12 protein-coding genes are annotated in these 15,232 nt (G+C 69.6%); 4 read left to right on the top strand and 8 right to left on the bottom strand.

Going from position 1 to position 15,232, the window contains the following annotated elements; translation table 11 throughout:
• Nucleotides 1-17 precede the first annotated feature (17 nt).
• The gene (gene proB / locus AC07C1_RS06215) at nucleotides 18-1,154 is read right to left on the bottom strand and encodes a glutamate 5-kinase (protein ID WP_478937259.1); all 1,137 of its coding nucleotides are present in this window, start codon (nucleotides 1,152-1,154) and stop codon (nucleotides 18-20) included.
• Between the two features lie 134 nt (nucleotides 1,155-1,288).
• On the bottom strand, nucleotides 1,289-1,660 hold the full coding sequence (locus tag AC07C1_RS06210; protein ID WP_478937257.1) for a hypothetical protein: 372 nt from the start codon (nucleotides 1,658-1,660) through the stop codon (nucleotides 1,289-1,291).
• A gap of 377 nt (nucleotides 1,661-2,037) precedes the next feature.
• Between AC07C1_RS06210 and AC07C1_RS06205 the strand changes: the two genes are divergently transcribed.
• Both AC07C1_RS06205 and AC07C1_RS06200 read left to right on the top strand, forming a co-directional pair.
• Nucleotides 2,038-2,538: a teichoic acid biosynthesis protein C gene (locus tag AC07C1_RS06205; protein WP_478937256.1), complete on the top strand. Its 501-nt coding sequence runs from the start codon at nucleotides 2,038-2,040 to the stop codon at nucleotides 2,536-2,538.
• Nucleotides 2,539-2,593: 55 nt separating this feature from the next.
• On the top strand, nucleotides 2,594-3,322 hold the full coding sequence (locus AC07C1_RS06200; protein ID WP_478937255.1) for a L,D-transpeptidase family protein: 729 nt from the start codon (nucleotides 2,594-2,596) through the stop codon (nucleotides 3,320-3,322).
• Nucleotides 3,323-3,399: 77 nt separating this feature from the next.
• Here AC07C1_RS06200 and galE read toward each other — a convergent pair whose 3' ends face one another.
• Nucleotides 3,400-4,371 (bottom strand): UDP-glucose 4-epimerase GalE, encoded by a 972-nt coding sequence (gene galE / locus AC07C1_RS06195; RefSeq protein ID WP_478937254.1) that lies wholly within the window; start codon nucleotides 4,369-4,371, stop codon nucleotides 3,400-3,402.
• A gap of 336 nt (nucleotides 4,372-4,707) precedes the next feature.
• Between galE and AC07C1_RS06190 the strand changes: the two genes are divergently transcribed.
• Nucleotides 4,708-6,939, top strand: coding sequence for a bifunctional glycosyltransferase/CDP-glycerol:glycerophosphate glycerophosphotransferase (locus tag AC07C1_RS06190; RefSeq protein WP_478937253.1), 2,232 nt, complete (start codon nucleotides 4,708-4,710; stop codon nucleotides 6,937-6,939).
• A gap of 23 nt (nucleotides 6,940-6,962) precedes the next feature.
• A complete protein-coding gene (locus AC07C1_RS06185; protein ID WP_478937252.1) occupies nucleotides 6,963-10,532 on the top strand; it encodes a bifunctional glycosyltransferase/CDP-glycerol:glycerophosphate glycerophosphotransferase in 3,570 nt (1,189 codons plus the stop codon).
• Between the two features lie 94 nt (nucleotides 10,533-10,626).
• On the opposite strand, the gene AC07C1_RS06180 is transcribed toward AC07C1_RS06185, so the two are convergent.
• The 5 genes from AC07C1_RS06180 to AC07C1_RS06160 form a co-directional block, all read right to left on the bottom strand.
• The gene (locus AC07C1_RS06180; RefSeq protein WP_478937251.1) at nucleotides 10,627-11,730 is read right to left on the bottom strand and encodes a glycosyltransferase family 2 protein; all 1,104 of its coding nucleotides are present in this window, start codon (nucleotides 11,728-11,730) and stop codon (nucleotides 10,627-10,629) included.
• Between the two features lie 216 nt (nucleotides 11,731-11,946).
• Entirely contained in the window at nucleotides 11,947-13,392 is a 1,446-nt protein-coding gene (gene obgE / locus AC07C1_RS06175; RefSeq protein ID WP_478937250.1) for a GTPase ObgE, read from the bottom strand.
• A gap of 118 nt (nucleotides 13,393-13,510) precedes the next feature.
• Nucleotides 13,511-13,765 carry a 50S ribosomal protein L27 gene (gene rpmA, locus AC07C1_RS06170; protein ID WP_023550764.1) on the bottom strand — a complete coding sequence of 85 codons (255 nt, stop codon included), beginning with the start codon at nucleotides 13,763-13,765 and terminating at the stop codon, nucleotides 13,511-13,513.
• Between the two features lie 14 nt (nucleotides 13,766-13,779).
• Complete coding sequence (gene rplU / locus AC07C1_RS06165) at nucleotides 13,780-14,100, bottom strand: 50S ribosomal protein L21 (RefSeq protein WP_478937248.1); 321 nt, start codon at nucleotides 14,098-14,100, stop codon at nucleotides 13,780-13,782.
• Nucleotides 14,101-14,287: 187 nt separating this feature from the next.
• Nucleotides 14,288-15,232 (bottom strand): iron-containing alcohol dehydrogenase family protein (locus AC07C1_RS06160; RefSeq protein ID WP_478937246.1); only part of this gene is annotated, 945 nt, incomplete at its 5' end.

The raw sequence follows: 15,232 nt of genomic DNA, 5'->3' as shown, positions 1-15,232 counted from the left end.
CCGTTTTACGAGCGCTGCTACGAGAGTTGCGCGTGCAGGAGCACCAGGTCGTCCCTGTGTACGACCTCGCGTTCGTACGCCGGGCCCAGCTCCCGTGCCAGCTCGTGGGTCGAACGCCCGATCAGCCGGGGGATCTCCTTGGCGTCGAAGTTGACGAGTCCGCGGGCCACCGCGCGGCCCGTCGCGTCCCGCAGCTCGACGGGGTCGCCGGCGCTGAACTCGCCCTGCACGTCGGCGATGCCGGCGGGCAGCAGCGACTTGCGGCCCTTCACGACCGCGTCGACCGCCCCGTCGTCCAGGGTCAGCGCGCCCTGCGGGGTGGAGGCGTGCTGGAGCCAGAGGAGCCGGTCGGCGGAGCGCTTGCCGGTGGGGTGGAAGTAGGTGCCGGTGTCACCTCCGCCGAGTGCCTCGGCGGCGTGGACGGCGCTGGTCAGCACCACCGTGACGCCGGCGGCGGCGGCGATGCGGGCGGCCTCGACCTTGGTGACCATGCCGCCGGTGCCCACGCCGGCCTTGCCCGCGCTGCCGATCTCGACGCCCGCGAGGTCCTGGGGACCCTTCACCTCCGCTATCCGGGAGGTGCCGGGCTTGCTGGGGTCTCCGTCGTAGACGCCGTCGACGTCGGAGAGCAGGACCAGCAGGTCGGCGTGGACGAGGTGGGCGACGAGGGCGGCGAGGCGGTCGTTGTCGCCGAAGCGGATCTCGTCGGTGGCGACGGTGTCGTTCTCGTTGACGATCGGGAGGGCGCCCATCGCGAGCAGCTTGTCGAGGGTGCGGGAGGCGTTGCGATGGTGGGCGCGCCGGCTCATGTCGTCGCTGGTCAGCAGTACCTGGCCGACGCGGACACCGTAGCGGGCGAAGGATGCGGTGTAGCGGGCCACGAGCAGCCCCTGGCCGACGCTGGCGGCGGCCTGCTGGCGGGCGAGGTCCTTGGGGCGGCGGCGCAGGCCCAGCGGGGCGAGACCGGCGGCGATGGCACCGGAGGAGACGAGGACGATCTCTCGTTCGCCCCCGCTGCGGCTCTTGGCGAGGACGTCGACGAGCGCGTCGACGCGGTCGGCGTCGAGGCCGCCGGCGGCGGTGGTCAGCGAGGAGGACCCCACCTTGACGACGATCCTGCGGGCCTTGGCGACCTGCTGCCTTGCCGCTGACACGTGCTTCCCTCCGACCTCGCGGCCACGTCCCGTCGGGCATGGCTTTCGCAATCTACGCGATGTGTACGGAGCGTACTCGGGCGGTCCGCTTCCCGGACGGTGCGCACCAGGCCGTGGGCCGCGCCGGCCGGCGGTCAGAGACGGCCGGCCAGATAGACGACGAAGCCGCATCCGACGACGGAGAAAAGGCCGGCCACGAATCTGAATCGGTCCGGCGTCATGGTGGAGGGCGCAGCAGAGGTCACCGCATCCAGGAAGTCGAATACTCGCAGTCCGATGTTGCGGTAATCGAGTGCAACGAAAAAGAAGAAGACTGCTGGAACAGCAATACAAAAGATCCTGAAAAGATCCGATATCACGGAACCTCCTGCACCCAGCCAAGATGGACTTGACGATGCCGACCACTCCCTTCGGTATGTCAGCGACTCTGGTGATACCCGTCGCCCCGAGGCGAAATTCACGCCGTTTTCCATTGCCATGCCCCAGCCGCCGGTGAAGCTGTTCACCGTGTCACCTCTGGAATTCTTCGTCGCATAGGTTCCGCGCCAGCCGCCTCGGAACGGACCGAACGAGCCGTCGAATCCGGAGGCGTCACCTCGAAGCTGCTGCAGGGAGTCCGCGTTGCTGAGCAGGATGTTGCCGGTGAGACCAGCTCCGATGTCCGGACCGACCGTCTCCTCGCCGGTGCCGGTGACTGCCCAAGCGAAGGTCCGGCCCCTTGTCCATCGGCCCCGGAGCCAGCGTCATGGCGCTCTGGATCGGCGTCGTGATGGTCGGAATGACCTTCCTGGCTGCCTTCTGCGCCTGGTACACCTTCTCCATCTGGGCGTAGTACGCGTCCCAGTCGAAGCCAGGCTGGGTGGCCTCCTCGAACGGAGGGGCCGTGTACTTGCCCGCCTTCTCCGCGTCGTCCGGGCAGTCCTTGCCCATGTGGCACTTGAACCGCTGCCGGGTGAGCGGCGCCTTCCGCTTCCGCCTGTACGACCTCGCGTCCTTCAAGGCCGGCGGCCGGACCACCCTCGCGGACGTCGCGCAGCCCGCCGACCTCCAGCCCGGTTACAGCGACACCTTCCAGGGCTTCACGAGCTACGGCAGCTACCTCTACCTCCTGGCCGGCTCGCAGTACGGCAAGGACGGCTCCGTGTCGCCGGACGGCAACACCTTCATCACATCCGTGGACTGGAACACCGGCACCGTGAAGGAGCAGAAGCTCACCAAGGCCGGGTACACCCTCTCCTACCGCGAGCCCGAGGGCATGGCCATCCAGATCCCCGACCCGAGCAACCCGCAGGCCCTGCGGCTGTGCAGCGGTTTCTCCTCGTACACGTCCGACACGGACCAGCGCAAGAAGGCCAGCATCTACTACAAGGACGTGCTGGTCTGAGGCTGCGACAGGCCAGGGGCAGGCTCGCCAGGGGCGGTCTGCGACCATGGATCCCATGCGGAAACGAGGTTCGATACGGGCCGCCGTGGGCGGGGTCTGCGGTGGGTTGCTGGTGATGTCCCTTACGGCGTGCGGCGCTTCGGACCAGGGGGCCGCCGCCGCGCGCGACCGGGACGATGCCGCACAGCCGCGCAAGACGGCCCTGAAGCGCGTGCCCGGCATCGGCGACCGGCTGTGGCGACGCGTACCGGCCGGCTCCCGCCAGGTGGTCGCCGTGTACGGCGCGGGCCGGAACTCCCCCGACTCCACCGTCGTTCTCTTCACCAAGCACGGCTCCGTCTGGCGGCAGGACCGCTCCTGGGCGGCGCACAACGGGCGCAAGGGCTGGACGACGGACCATCACGAGGGGGACCTGCGCAGCCCGGTGGGCGTGTTCACGCTGAGCGACGCGGGCGGTGTGCTCGCCGCGCCCGGGGTCAAGCTGCCGTACACGCGGTCCGCGGCCTTCCAGGCCCCCCGCTACTGGAAGAAGCCGTACTGGCACGACTTCGACTACGTGATCGCCATCGACTACAACCGCGTCAAGGGCACCGCGCCCAATGACCCGACCCGGCCGCAGGGGCAGTCGAAGGGCGGCAGCATCTGGCTGCACATGGACCACGGCAGCGGCACCTCGGCCTGTGTGAGCCAGTCCGAGTCGGACATGGAGTACCTGCTGCGCACCCTCGACCCCGGACTCCACCCCGTCGTGGTGATGGGAGACAGGGCGGAGCTGAAGGCCTGACGGCATGGGCGCGCGGGCTCAGGCCTGCCGGTGACGCCACCCGTCGCTCGGGCCTGCCGGTGACGCCACCCGGTCGCTCAGCCGTGCCGGTGACGCCACCCCAGCCAGGCGGACTCGATCATGTCGTCGAGGCCCAGACGGGCCGTCCAGCCCAGTTCCGCGTGGATGCGGTCCGCCGACGCGACGACCCGCGCCGGGTCTCCGGGACGGCGGTCGGTCACCTCGGGCGTCACCTGCTCGTTACCGGTGACCTTCAGGATGCGGTCCACCATCTCGCGGACCGAGCTGCCCTCGCCGCGGCCGATGTTGAGGACGAGCGAGGTTCCCTCGGGGGCCTCGCGCAGACGTGCCGCGGCCGCCTGGTGGGCGGAGGCGATGTCCTGGACATGAATGTAGTCACGTACGCAGGTGCCGTCCGGGGTGGCGTAGTCGTCGCCGAAGATCCGGGGCGCCTCGCCGGCCTCGAGCCGCTCGAACACCATGGGGATGAGGTTGAAGACACCCGCGTCGGACAGTTCCGGGGCGGCGGCACCGGCCACGTTGAAGTAGCGCAGGGACACGGCCCGGATCCCGTGGGCCTTGGCGGCGGCGTCGATCAGCCACTCGCCGATCAGTTTCGTCTCGCCGTAGGGGCTCATGGGTGCGCACGGGGTGTCCTCGGTCACGAGGTCGACGTCCGGCATGCCGTAGACGGCGGCGGACGAGGAGAAGACGATCCGGCCGACACCGGTGGCCGCCATCGCCTCCAGCAGGGTCTGCAGACCGGTGACGTTCTCGCGGTAGTAGTGGAGCGGCCGCTCCACCGACTCCCCCACCTGCTTCTTGGCTGCGATGTGCACCACACCCGTCACGGCGTGGTCCCGCATCGTCCGCTCCAGGAGAGCCCGGTCCAGCACGCTGCCCACCACCAGCGGGACATCGCCGGGGACCCGGCCCGCGCTGCCGGTCGACAGGTCGTCGTACACGACCACGTGCTCGCCGTTCTCCGTCATGGCGCGTACGACATGCGCACCGATGTACCCGGCGCCGCCCGTGACCAGCCAGCTCATCCCGTGCCTCCTCGGTCTCCGTCAGTGGACAGCAGACTCGTCCATGGGCAGCGGAAAATCGAGTCGGGCAATTTCCGACAACTACGGCAAAAGACCACAGGGGTGACGGCGAGGGGGGAACTGGTCCACCGGCCGGGGTGGAAGAATGTCCCGAGCGAGGAGAGGTATGGTCTCTGCGACTGTTCCGTGACCCGATCGCCCGGCTACCTTGCTCACGGAAACTTCAAGTGAATCCTTTACGCTGATGCGACGGCGCGCTGCAGGCCCGCCGGCGGGCGGAGCGTGCTCTGGCCTCGGCCCACGCTCTCGTGATCAGTCTCGGAACAGGTTGTAAGGATGCCCAGACTCTCTCTCGTCATCCCTGTCTACAAGGTGCAGGGCTACCTCACCGAGTGCCTGGACTCGGTGCTCGGGCAGGACTACACGGACTTCGAGGTCGTCGCGGTCGACGACTGCTCGCCGGACGGTTCGGGCGCCATTCTCGACGATTACGCGGACCGGGACGCGCGCGTTCACGTGATTCACCTCACGGAGAACGTGGGACTGGGGCGCGCACGCAATGCGGGCATGGAGAAGGTTCAGGGCGATTACGTACTGTTCCTGGACAGCGACGACACCCTGACCGACGGCGCGCTGCGCGCGATATCCGAGCGGCTGGAAGCCGCCGGGGACCCCGAGATACTCGTCTACGACTACGCGCGCAGCTACTGGGACGGCCGGGTCCGCCCCAACCAGCGCGCCGAACTGCTTCAGCCCGACGGTCCGGAGGCCTTCCCGCTCTCCGAGCGCCCGCAGCTGCTGAACCTGCTGCAGATCGTCTGGAACAAGGCCTATCGCCGGGACTTCGTCACCCGGCACGACCTCACCTTCCCGCCCGGCTACTACGAGGACGCCCCCTGGACGTTCTGCTCGATGATCAGTGCCGAGCGCATCGCGGTGCTGGACCGGGTCTGCGTGATGTACCGCCAGCGCCGCGAGGGCGGCAACATCCTGAAGACGGTCAGCCGTAAGCACTTCGACGTCTTCGACCAGTACCGCCGTGTCTTCGACTACCTCGACGCCCGCCCCGGGCTCGCGGAGTGGCGGGAGCCGTTGTTCCGCAAGATGGTCGACCACTTCCTGACCATCCTGGAGCGGCCCGACCGCCTGCCGGCGGATGCGCGGGCGGAGTTCTTCCACCGCGCCGCCGCCGACTACCGCGCCCGGCTCCCGCAGGGCTTCCAGCGGCCGGGGGGAGGCCGTGGCCACAAGTACGCGATGCTGGAGAAGGACGCGTACACCGCCATGGCCGGTGCCACCGCCGCCGTGAAGCTCCGCAAGGCGGTCAGGACCCGTACCCGCACGGCCATCAACCGGTCCAAGCGCAGCGCGATGGGCGTCTTCTACCAGTCGCAGCTCCGGCTGCCGCTGGACGAGAACCTGGCGCTCTTCTCCGCCTACTGGAGCCGCAGCGTCTCCTGCAACCCGGCGGCCATCGACGCCGAACTCGCCCGGCTCGCCCCGCACGTCCGCCGGGTCTGGGCCGTCCGGCCGGACGCGGTGGACCAGGTGCCCGAGGGCGTGCAGTACGTCCGGGTCGGCTCCAAGGAGTACTGGGCCGCACTCGCGCGCGCCAAGTACCTGGTCAACAACGTCAACTTCGCCGACAGCGTGGTCAAGCGCGAGGGCCAGGTCCATCTGCAGACCCACCACGGCACTCCGCTGAAGACCATGGGGCTCGACCAGCGCAAGTACCCCGCCTCGACGGACATGGACTTCGACAAGCTCCTGGAACGCTGCGACCGCTGGGACTTCAGCGTCAGCGCCAACCGCTTCTCCACCGCCGTCTGGGAGCGGGTGTACCCGTGCTCCTACGTCTCGCTGGAGACCGGCTATCCCCGCAACGACATCCTCGTCAACGGCACGTCCGAGGATGTGCGCCGGGCCCGCGCGGCGCTGGGACTCGCCGAGGGCACCAAGGCGTTCCTGTACATGCCCACGCACCGCGAGTACCAGCCCGGCTTCGTGCCGAGCCTCGACCTCGCCCGGCTCGCCGACGAGCTGGGGCCCGACGTGACCCTGCTGGTGCGCGGCCACTACTTCTACGGCAGCTCGCCCCACGTGGCCGAGCTGCGCCGCAGCGGGCGGATCGTCGACGTGTCGGGGCACGCCCGGGTGGAGGAGCTGTATCTCGCCGCGGACGCGCTGATCACGGACTACTCCTCCGCGATGTTCGACTACGCCGTCCTGGACCGGCCGATCATCATCTACGCGCCCGACTGGGACATCTACTCCGCCGTGCGCGGCACCTACTTCAACCTGCTTCAGGAGTCGCCGGGCGCGGTGGCCACCACGCAGGACGAGCTGATCCACCTGCTCGGATCGGACGAGTACCGCGGGCAGGACGCGGCCACGCGCCGTGACGCCTTCCGCCGTCGGTTCTGCGAGTTCGACGACGGGCACGCCGCCGAACGCGTGGTGCGGCGGGTCTTCCTCGGCGAGACGCAGCCGCTGCCCTTCGTGCCGTTCGCAGAGCGTTCCCACGCACCGGCCCCCGCCCAGGCGCTCGCAGCCGTCGAGCGGGCCTGACCCCGAGAAGGAGATCGACAAGAATGGCCCCTCGGCTCAGTGTCATCGTCCCCATGTACGACGTCGAGCACTATCTGCCGGCCTGTCTCGACTCGCTGGCGGCGCAGACGTTCCAGGACTTCGAGGTCCTGATGGTGGACGACGGTTCACCCGACGGCTCCGCGGCGATAGCCGAGTCCTACGCGGCGCGCGACCCGCGGTTCCGGCTGATACGCAAGGAGAACGGGGGGCTGGGCGCCGCCCGTAACACCGGCATCGCCCATATGTCCCCCGAGGCGGAGTTCCTGACGTTCGTCGACAGCGACGACCTCATCCCGCCGGACGCCTACCGCCTGATGGTGGGCAGCCTCGACGAGACCGGCTCCGACTTCGCCACCGGCAACGTCTTCCACCTCAAGGGCGAGAAGACCTGGCAGGTCCCGCTGATGCGGATGCTCGCGGGCGAAGCACGCCAGCGCACCCACATCGCCGAGTACGCCAAGCTCGTCGCCGACCGAATAGCCTGCAACAAGGTGTTCCGCCGGACGTTCTGGGACAAGCACGGCTTCGCCTTCCCCGAGGGCCGCCTGTACGAGGACACGCCCGTCACCATGCGGGCGCACTACCTCGCCGACGCCGTCGACGTGATCTCCGAGCCCTGCTACTACTGGCGGCTGCGCGAGGGCGAGTCGGCCCCTTCCATCACGCAGCGCCGTACCGACCCGGCCGGTGTGCGCGACCGCGTCACCTCCGTCCTGGAGATCAGCGACTTCCTGGGCAAGCAGCCCGGCGAGACCTTCGCCCGCCTCAAGCAGGAGTACGACACCCGGGTCCTCGTGGACGACCTGCGGCTGTTCCTCAACGTGGTGCCCGACGGTGACGAGGAGTACCGCGCCGAGTTCCTGCGGTCGGCCAACCGCTTCCTGGACCACATCGACCCCAAGGTCGTCATGGCCCTGCCGACCCACCTGCGGGTGCAGTGGCTGCTGGTCCGCAAGCACCAGCTCGACGAGCTGATCCTCCTGCTGGCATCGCAGCGCCGCAAGGAGGCCATCGAGGTCCGCGGCCTGGTCCGCAAGTACGCCTCCTTCCCGGCCCTGGCCGACGCCGACCTGGACGTCCCGCGCAAGGCGCTGCGCATCGACCAGGACCTGCGCATGCGCGCTCCGCTGCAGGACGTCAGCTGGTCCGACGGCAAGCTGGTGCTGGCCGGGCACGCCTGGATCGACAAGATCGACCTGCCCTCGAAGCGCTCGTCCGTCAAGGTCCTGCAGCTGCGCAAGGACAAGTCCCGCCGCCGCATGGTGCTGCCCACCAGGAACGTGGAGTGCCCCGAGCGCACCACCGACTCCGGCCAGGACCGGTACAACTACGACTGGGCCGGCTGGGAGGTCACCATCGACCCGGCGAAGCTGCGCAAGGGCGGTGAGTGGCAGGAGGGCCTGTGGCACGTGGGCCTCGGCCTGTACGCCTCCGGTCTGGTGCGCCGTGCCGCCGTGCAGTCCAGTGGTGGCGCCGCCTGCAACTTCCCGCCGTACCGCTGGCTGAGCCCCGACTTCCGGATGCTGCCGTCGGTCGAGCGCGGCGCGCTCAAGCTGCGCGTCGAGAAGGTCCGCGCGCTGGTCACCGGCTGGACGCTGGAGGGTGACCTGCTGCGGGTGACCGGCGAGATCCGGGTTCCCCTGGCAGCCGGCGAGCGCGTGGCGCTGCGGGCGAAGAACCAGAAGGGCGCCGAGGTCCACGAGTACCCGGTCGAGGTGACCGAGGAGGGCGGCACCCGCCGGTTCTCCGTCCAGGTCCCGGTGGCCGACGTGGCGCTGATGTTCCACGAGGGTGTCGACGCCCTGGCCCAGCCGGAGAAGCGCATCTGGTCCACCGCGCTGGTGGCCACGGACCCGAAGGGCACCGAGCGCCAGTTCAGCACGGTGCTGCAGGAGGGTCTGGCCGACGGGCGGTTCGACCTGCCCGCCTCGCTGGGCGAGCACGCCGAGCTGGGTGAACTGGCCGTGATCGGCGGGCACAACGGTTATCTGAAGCTGGCCGGCCGCACCCGGCGGGCCGTGATCGACCGGGTCGCTCTGCAGGACGGCCGTATCGCCATCACCGGACGCACCGATGCCCGGCTCACCGGCGCCCGGCTGCTGCTCAAGCCCCGTGCCCGCTTCGAGGAGCGCTTCGTCGAGCCGCGCTGGCTCGAGGACGGCCGCTTCGAGGTCGACTTCGACCCCTCCACGCTCGGCGGCAACGGCAACGGCAACGTGCCGCTGCGCGCGGGCCGCTGGAACCTCTTCCTGCGCCCGGCCGACGGCGAGGGTCCCGACGTGCCCTTCGTCACCGACCGCCTCGCGTCGCGGCAGTTCCCGCTCCGTGCCGAACTGGGCGGCCGCCGCTACTGGCTGGAGAACCGCTGGGCCGACTTCCCGCAGCTGAACTGCCGTTCCGAGCTGGACGACCTCGAGCGCGGCCCGTACCGGCAGCGGCAGCTGCGCCAGGAGGTGTACGCGCCGCTGCGGCAGCAGCCGCTGAAGGACCAGGTCTTCTACCTCAGCTACAACGGCAAGCAGTTCTCCGACAGCCCGAAGGCGATGTACGAGGAGCTGGTCGCCCGGGGCACCGACCTCAAGCACCTGTGGGCCGTGCGCGACGGACAGGTCGTCCTGCCCGACGGCGTGGAGCGTGTCCGCATGTGGGGCCGCGAGTGGTACGAGGCGCTGGCCTCCAGCCGCTACATCGTCACCAACGGCCACCTGCCGGACTGGATCGAGCGGCGCCCCGGCCAGGTCATCGTCCAGACCTGGCACGGCACGATGCTGAAGAAGATCGGCCACGACATCGACACGCTGCACTTCGACCGCCGCTACCAGGAGAAGCTGGCGCTGGAGGCGAAGCAGTGGAGCATGGTGGTGTCCTCCAACCGGTTCAGCACGCCGATCCTGAAGCGTGCCTTCTCCTACGACGGGGAGATCCTGGAAGCGGGTTACCCCCGCAACGACTACCTGTACTCGCCGGACAAGGACCGCATCGCCGCGCGGGTGAGGGAGCAGCTCGGCCTGCCGGCGGGCAAGAAGGTCGTGCTGTACGCACCGACCTGGCGGGACGACCAGGCGCACAGCCAGGGCCAGTACCGGTTCGACCTGCGGATCGACGTCGAGGACGCGCAGCGGCGACTCGGCGACGACCATGTCCTGCTCATCCGCCGCCACTCCAACGTCGTGGACGCGGTGCCGGGGGCCGGCAACGGTTTCGTGTGGGACGTGTCCGAGTACCCGGACATCGCCGAGCTGTACCTGGCGGCCGACATCATGATCACGGACTACTCGTCGGTCATGTTCGACTACGCCCACCTGAAGCGCCCGATGCTCTTCTTCACGTACGACCTCGAGCACTACCGGGACACCCTGCGCGGCTTCTACTTCGACTTCGAGCAGGACTCGCCCGGCCCGCTGGTCTTCACCTCGAAGGAGCTGGTCGACGCGATCGAGGACATCGACAAGGTGTCCGCCGAGTACCAGGACCGCTTCGACCGCTTCCACCACCTGTTCTGCGACCTGGACGACGGCCACGCCTCGGCGCGGGTCGTGGACCGGATGCTGGAGCAGGCCAAGGAGCTCTGAGCGAGCACGAAAGGGGCGGGGCCCGGAGGAGTGTCCTCCGGGCCCCGCCCCTTTTTCTCGTCCGGTCCGGTGGAGTCCGGTCCGGCGGAGTGCGTCAACGCGCGTGCCGTAGGCGGCGTCTGACGCCTCTGAGTACGTTGCCCGGGGTGTACCGGCCGAGTCCCCCGCGCGGCTGCCGGGGCGTCGGCCGGGCCGGCTCGGTGGCGGGCGCGGGCTGCCGGTCGGACTTCGGTTTCGGCTCGGGCCTGGGGACCAGCGTGGTGAGGGCGGTGAGTTCCTCGACGAGCCCCTGGGAGATCAGCAGGCAGCGCAGCCTGGACAGCGGCGGCAGCTGGTCCACGAGCGCCTGCGGCATGTACCCGCGCAGCAGGTCCCCGGCGAGTTTCACGTGCAGGGCGCGGGTCTCCTCGGGCAGGCCGGCGAAGCGCCCGTCGAAGCGGCCGAGGATCTCCAGGGTGAGCCAGCGGTGGAGCAGCTTGTTGCGCCGTCCGCCGGGTGGGACGTGCGCCGCCACGATGTTCAGTACGTCCCGCACGTTCGCGTAGAACGGGGCGGGGTCCGGGACCTCATGGGTGAGGTGCGGGAAGTCGTCGCGGCGGACCAGGTAGTAGCAGTCGTAGTCGGACACGACGGAGATCGACCGGGCGTGCAGGTAGGCGGGCACCACGAAGATCTGTTCCTCGGCCAGCCGGAGCCCCTCCGCGAACCGCAGCCCGTGCTTCTCGACCAGCGCGCGGCGGAAGAGCTTGTGCGCGGTGAGGGACCAGACGCCCTTGGAGGTGAAGATGTCCCCACCGTCCACGTTCGCGCGGAACGGGGTCACCGGAGCCTTGCGCCCGACGCCCTTGATCTTCCCCAGCACCACGTCGGAGTCGTTGCGCTCGGCGGCGCCGACCAGGCGTTCCAGAGCCTCGGTGCCCAGATAGTCGTCGGGATCGGCGAAGAACAGGAACTCGCCCTCGGCCATACCGATGGCCCGGTTGCGCGGGCCACCCGGCGCGCCGGAGTTCTCCTGGTGCACCACCCGGATCCGGCCGGGGTGGCGCTGCGCCCACGCGTCGAGCAGCTCGCCGCTGCCGTCGGTGGAGCCGTCGTCCACCGCGACGATCTCCAGCCGCTCGAATCCGATCGACTGGTCGGCGATGGACCGCAGGCACTCCGGCAGATGGTCGGCCGCGTTGTGGACCGGAATGATCACAGAGACTGTGGGACGGTTGCCGGGCGCGGAGCCCATATCTCTTTCCCCCATGGAACACGACGTGCACGGGGTGGGGAGCATCGTCGGACGCTCCCCACCCTCACTCGGTCATGTCACCGTATCGCCGCCCACCCGTCGACTCGGTTTCACCCATACGGCGGTTGACGCAAAATGCTGTAAAGGTGCTGTAACAGCCGAACCGCCGTGACCGAGCGGCTAGAAGGGCTCGAAGTCGTCGAACTCCCGCTGCGAGTCGTCGTGTTCGGCCTGCCGGTCCCTACGGCGCTGCGCCGCGGGCCGAGGCGCCTCCAAGCGGTGGTCCTCGCCGCGCCGGCCGAGCATCTCGGCGCCGGCCATGACCGTCGGCTCCCAGTCGAAGACGACCGCGTTCTCCTCCGGGCCGATGGCGACACCGTCACCGGTGCGGGCACCCGCCTTCATCAACTCCTCTTCCACACCGAGGCGGTTGAGACGGTCGGCGAGGTAGCCGACGGCCTCGTCGTTGTTGAAGTCGGTCTGGCGGACCCAGCGTTCGGGCTTCTCCCCGCGCACCCGGAACAGCGGCTCGCCGCCGATGTCCTCGCGGGTGACGGTGAAGCCCGTGTCGTCCACGGCCTTGGGCCGGATGACGACCCGCGTCGCCTCCTCCTTCGGCTTGGCGGCGCGTGCCTTGGCGACCAGCTCGCCGAGCGCGAAGGTCAGCTCCCGCAGCCCGATGTGGGCGACGGCCGACACCTCGAAGACGCGGTAGCCGCGCGCCTCCAGGTCGGGGCGGACCATCTCGGCGAGGTCCTTGCCGTCGGGCACGTCGACCTTGTTCAGGACGACGATCCGGGGCCGGTTGTCGAGGCCGCCGTACTGCCGCAGCTCCTCCTCGATGATGTCGAGGTCGGAGACGGGGTCGCGGTCGGACTCCAGGGTCGCGGTGTCCAGCACGTGCACCAGCACACTGCACCGCTCCACGTGCCGCAGGAACTCCAGGCCGAGACCCCTGCCCTGGCTGGCGCCGGGGATGAGGCCGGGCACGTCGGCGATCGTGTACACGGTCGAGCCGGCGGTCACCACGCCCAGGTTCGGCACGAGCGTCGTGAACGGGTAGTCGGCGATCTTCGGCTTGGCGGCGCTGAGCACGGAGATCAGCGAGGACTTGCCGGCGCTCGGGTAGCCCACCAGGGCCACGTCGGCGACCGTCTTCAGCTCCAGGACGATGTCCTGGAGGTCCCCGGGCTCGCCGAGCAGCGCGAAGCCCGGCGCCTTGCGGCGGGCGGAGGCCAGGGCCGCGTTGCCCAGGCCGCCCCGGCCGCCCTGCGCCGCGACGTACGACGTGCCGTGGCCGACCAGGTCGGCGAGCACGTTGCCCGCCTTGTCCAGGACGACCGTGCCGTCCGGCACCGGCAGGACCAGGTCCTGGCCCTCCTTGCCGGAGCGGTTGCCGCCCTCGCCGGGCTTGCCGTTGGTGGCCTTGCGGTGCGGGGAGTGGTGGTAATCGAGAAGCGTGGTCACGGACTGGTCGACGGTCAGGATGACGTCACCGCCGCGTCCGCCGTTGCCGCCGTCCGGGCCGCCGAGCGGCTTGAACTTCTCGCGGTGTACGGAGGCACAGCCGTGACCTCCGTTACCCGCGGCGACATGCAGTTCGACGCGGTCCACGAAGGTGGTCATGGTTCAGTGCCTCCAGAAAGTACGGGTGTTTCTCTCTTAACGCGCGAAAGGCGGACCCGCCTTCCCGACCGGGAAGTGAGGTCCGCCTCGCGAAGCGTTCGGTGCTGAATCAGGCGATTCAGGCAACCGGAACGATGTTCACGACCTTGCGGCCACGGTGGGTACCGAACTCCACCGCACCGGCCTGCAGGGCGAACAGCGTGTCGTCGCCGCCACGGCCGACGCCGGCGCCGGGGTGGAAGTGGGTGCCGCGCTGGCGGACCAGGATCTCACCCGCGTTGACGACCTGACCGCCGAAGCGCTTCACGCCGAGCCGCTGGGCATTGGAGTCGCGACCGTTCCGGGTGGACGATGCGCCCTTCTTGTGTGCCATTTCTCCTCAGTCCCTTACTTCGCAGCCGCGGGGATCGACGTGACCTTGATCGCCGTGTACTGCTGGCGGTGGCCCTGCCGACGGCGGTAGCCGGTCTTGTTCTTGTAGCGCAGAATGTCGATCTTCTGGCCCTTGTGGTGGTCCACGACCTCGGCCTGGACCTTGATGCCGGCCAGCACCCACGGGTCGCTGGTCACGGAGTCGCCGTCGACAACGAGCAGGGTCGAGAGCTCGACCGTGTCGCCAACATTGGCAGTGGAAATCTTGTCAACCTCAACGATGTCGCCGACAGCAACCTTGTGCTGGCGACCACCGCTGCGCACGATGGCGTACACGCGGATCTCACTTTCGCTCGAAGAAACGGCACCCTCGCAGGCCAGCCGCCCGAAAACACCACGGACGACCTCTCCCAGCCAACCGTGTGACCGGGAGGAAAAGGTTTACGGGGATGTGGCGTGCTCAGTGGACACGCCGACGGTCAAGGTTACGGGGCCCGGCCGTAAGGGTCAAACCGGGCCGTGCTCAGCCGGCGACCGCCGCCGCGTAGGCCGCGTACGCCTGCCCGATGCCCTCCGGCGACAGTTCGAGGTGCTCCAGGATCGTGTAGCGGCCGGGCCGGGTCTCCGGGGCGAACTCCACGGCGCGGACGAACTCGTCCACGGTGAAACCGATCTCCTCCGGCAGCACCGGCAGTCCGTGCCGGCGCAGCGCCTCGGCCATCAGCAGCGAGCCCTCGTGGTCGCCCCGCAGGTGCATGGCGAAGGCCGCGCCGAGTCCCACCTGCTCACCGTGGCTCGCCGCCCGCCCGGGGTACAGCAGGTCGAGCGCGTGGCTGATCTCGTGGCAGGCGCCCGAGGAGGGACGGGTGTGTCCGGCGATCGACATGGCGATGCCCGACAGCACGAGCCCCTCGGACAGCACGGTCAGGAACCCGTCGTCGCCGCATCCGCCCGGATGCCGCAGCACGGCCTCGCCGGCCTGGCGCGCCATGGCGGCGGCGAGGCCGTCGATCTGCTCTCCGTTGACCCGGTTGGCCAGCTCCCAGTCCGCGACCGCGGAGATGTTGGACAGGGCGTCGCCGATTCCCGAGCGCACGAAACGCATCGGTGCCTCGCGGATCACGTTCAGGTCGATGAGGAGGGCGATGGGGGTGGGCACGCCGTAGGAGCCGCGGCCGGCGTCGTTGTCCAGGATGGAAACGGGCGAGCAGATGCCGTCGTGCGAGAGGTTGGTGGCGACGGCGACCATGGGCAGGCCGATGCGCGCCGCGGAGTACTTCGCGCAGTCGATGACCTTGCCGCCGCCGAGGCCCACCACCGCGTCGTAGCGGCCGGACTTCATCTCGTCGGCCAGCCGCACCGCGTCGTCCAGCGTGCCGCCGCCCACCTCGTACCAGGTCGCCCCGGGCAGCGAGGGCGCCAGACGCTCGCGCAGCCGGGCGCCGGAGCCGCCGCTGACGGCGACGGC

It is taken from the genome of Streptomyces sp. NPDC045022 (genome assembly GCF_056432605.1).
The sequence above is the reverse complement of the archived record's forward strand: the minus strand, read 5'-3'. Positions and strand labels throughout refer to the sequence as shown.

Bases quoted from the DNA above. Each gene is read 5' to 3' on its own strand.
- AC07C1_RS06200 (WP_478937255.1), top strand. From the start codon at position 2,594: ATGCGGAAACGAGGTTCGATACGGGCCGCCGTGGGCGGGGTCTGCGGT.
- galE (WP_478937254.1), bottom strand. From the start codon at position 4,371: ATGAGCTGGCTGGTCACGGGCGGCGCCGGGTACATCGGTGCGCATGTC.
- AC07C1_RS06190 (WP_478937253.1), top strand. From the start codon at position 4,708: ATGCCCAGACTCTCTCTCGTCATCCCTGTCTACAAGGTGCAGGGCTAC.
- AC07C1_RS06185 (WP_478937252.1), top strand. From the start codon at position 6,963: ATGGCCCCTCGGCTCAGTGTCATCGTCCCCATGTACGACGTCGAGCAC.
- obgE (WP_478937250.1), bottom strand. From the start codon at position 13,392: ATGACCACCTTCGTGGACCGCGTCGAACTGCATGTCGCCGCGGGTAAC.
- rpmA (WP_023550764.1), bottom strand. From the start codon at position 13,765: ATGGCACACAAGAAGGGCGCATCGTCCACCCGGAACGGTCGCGACTCC.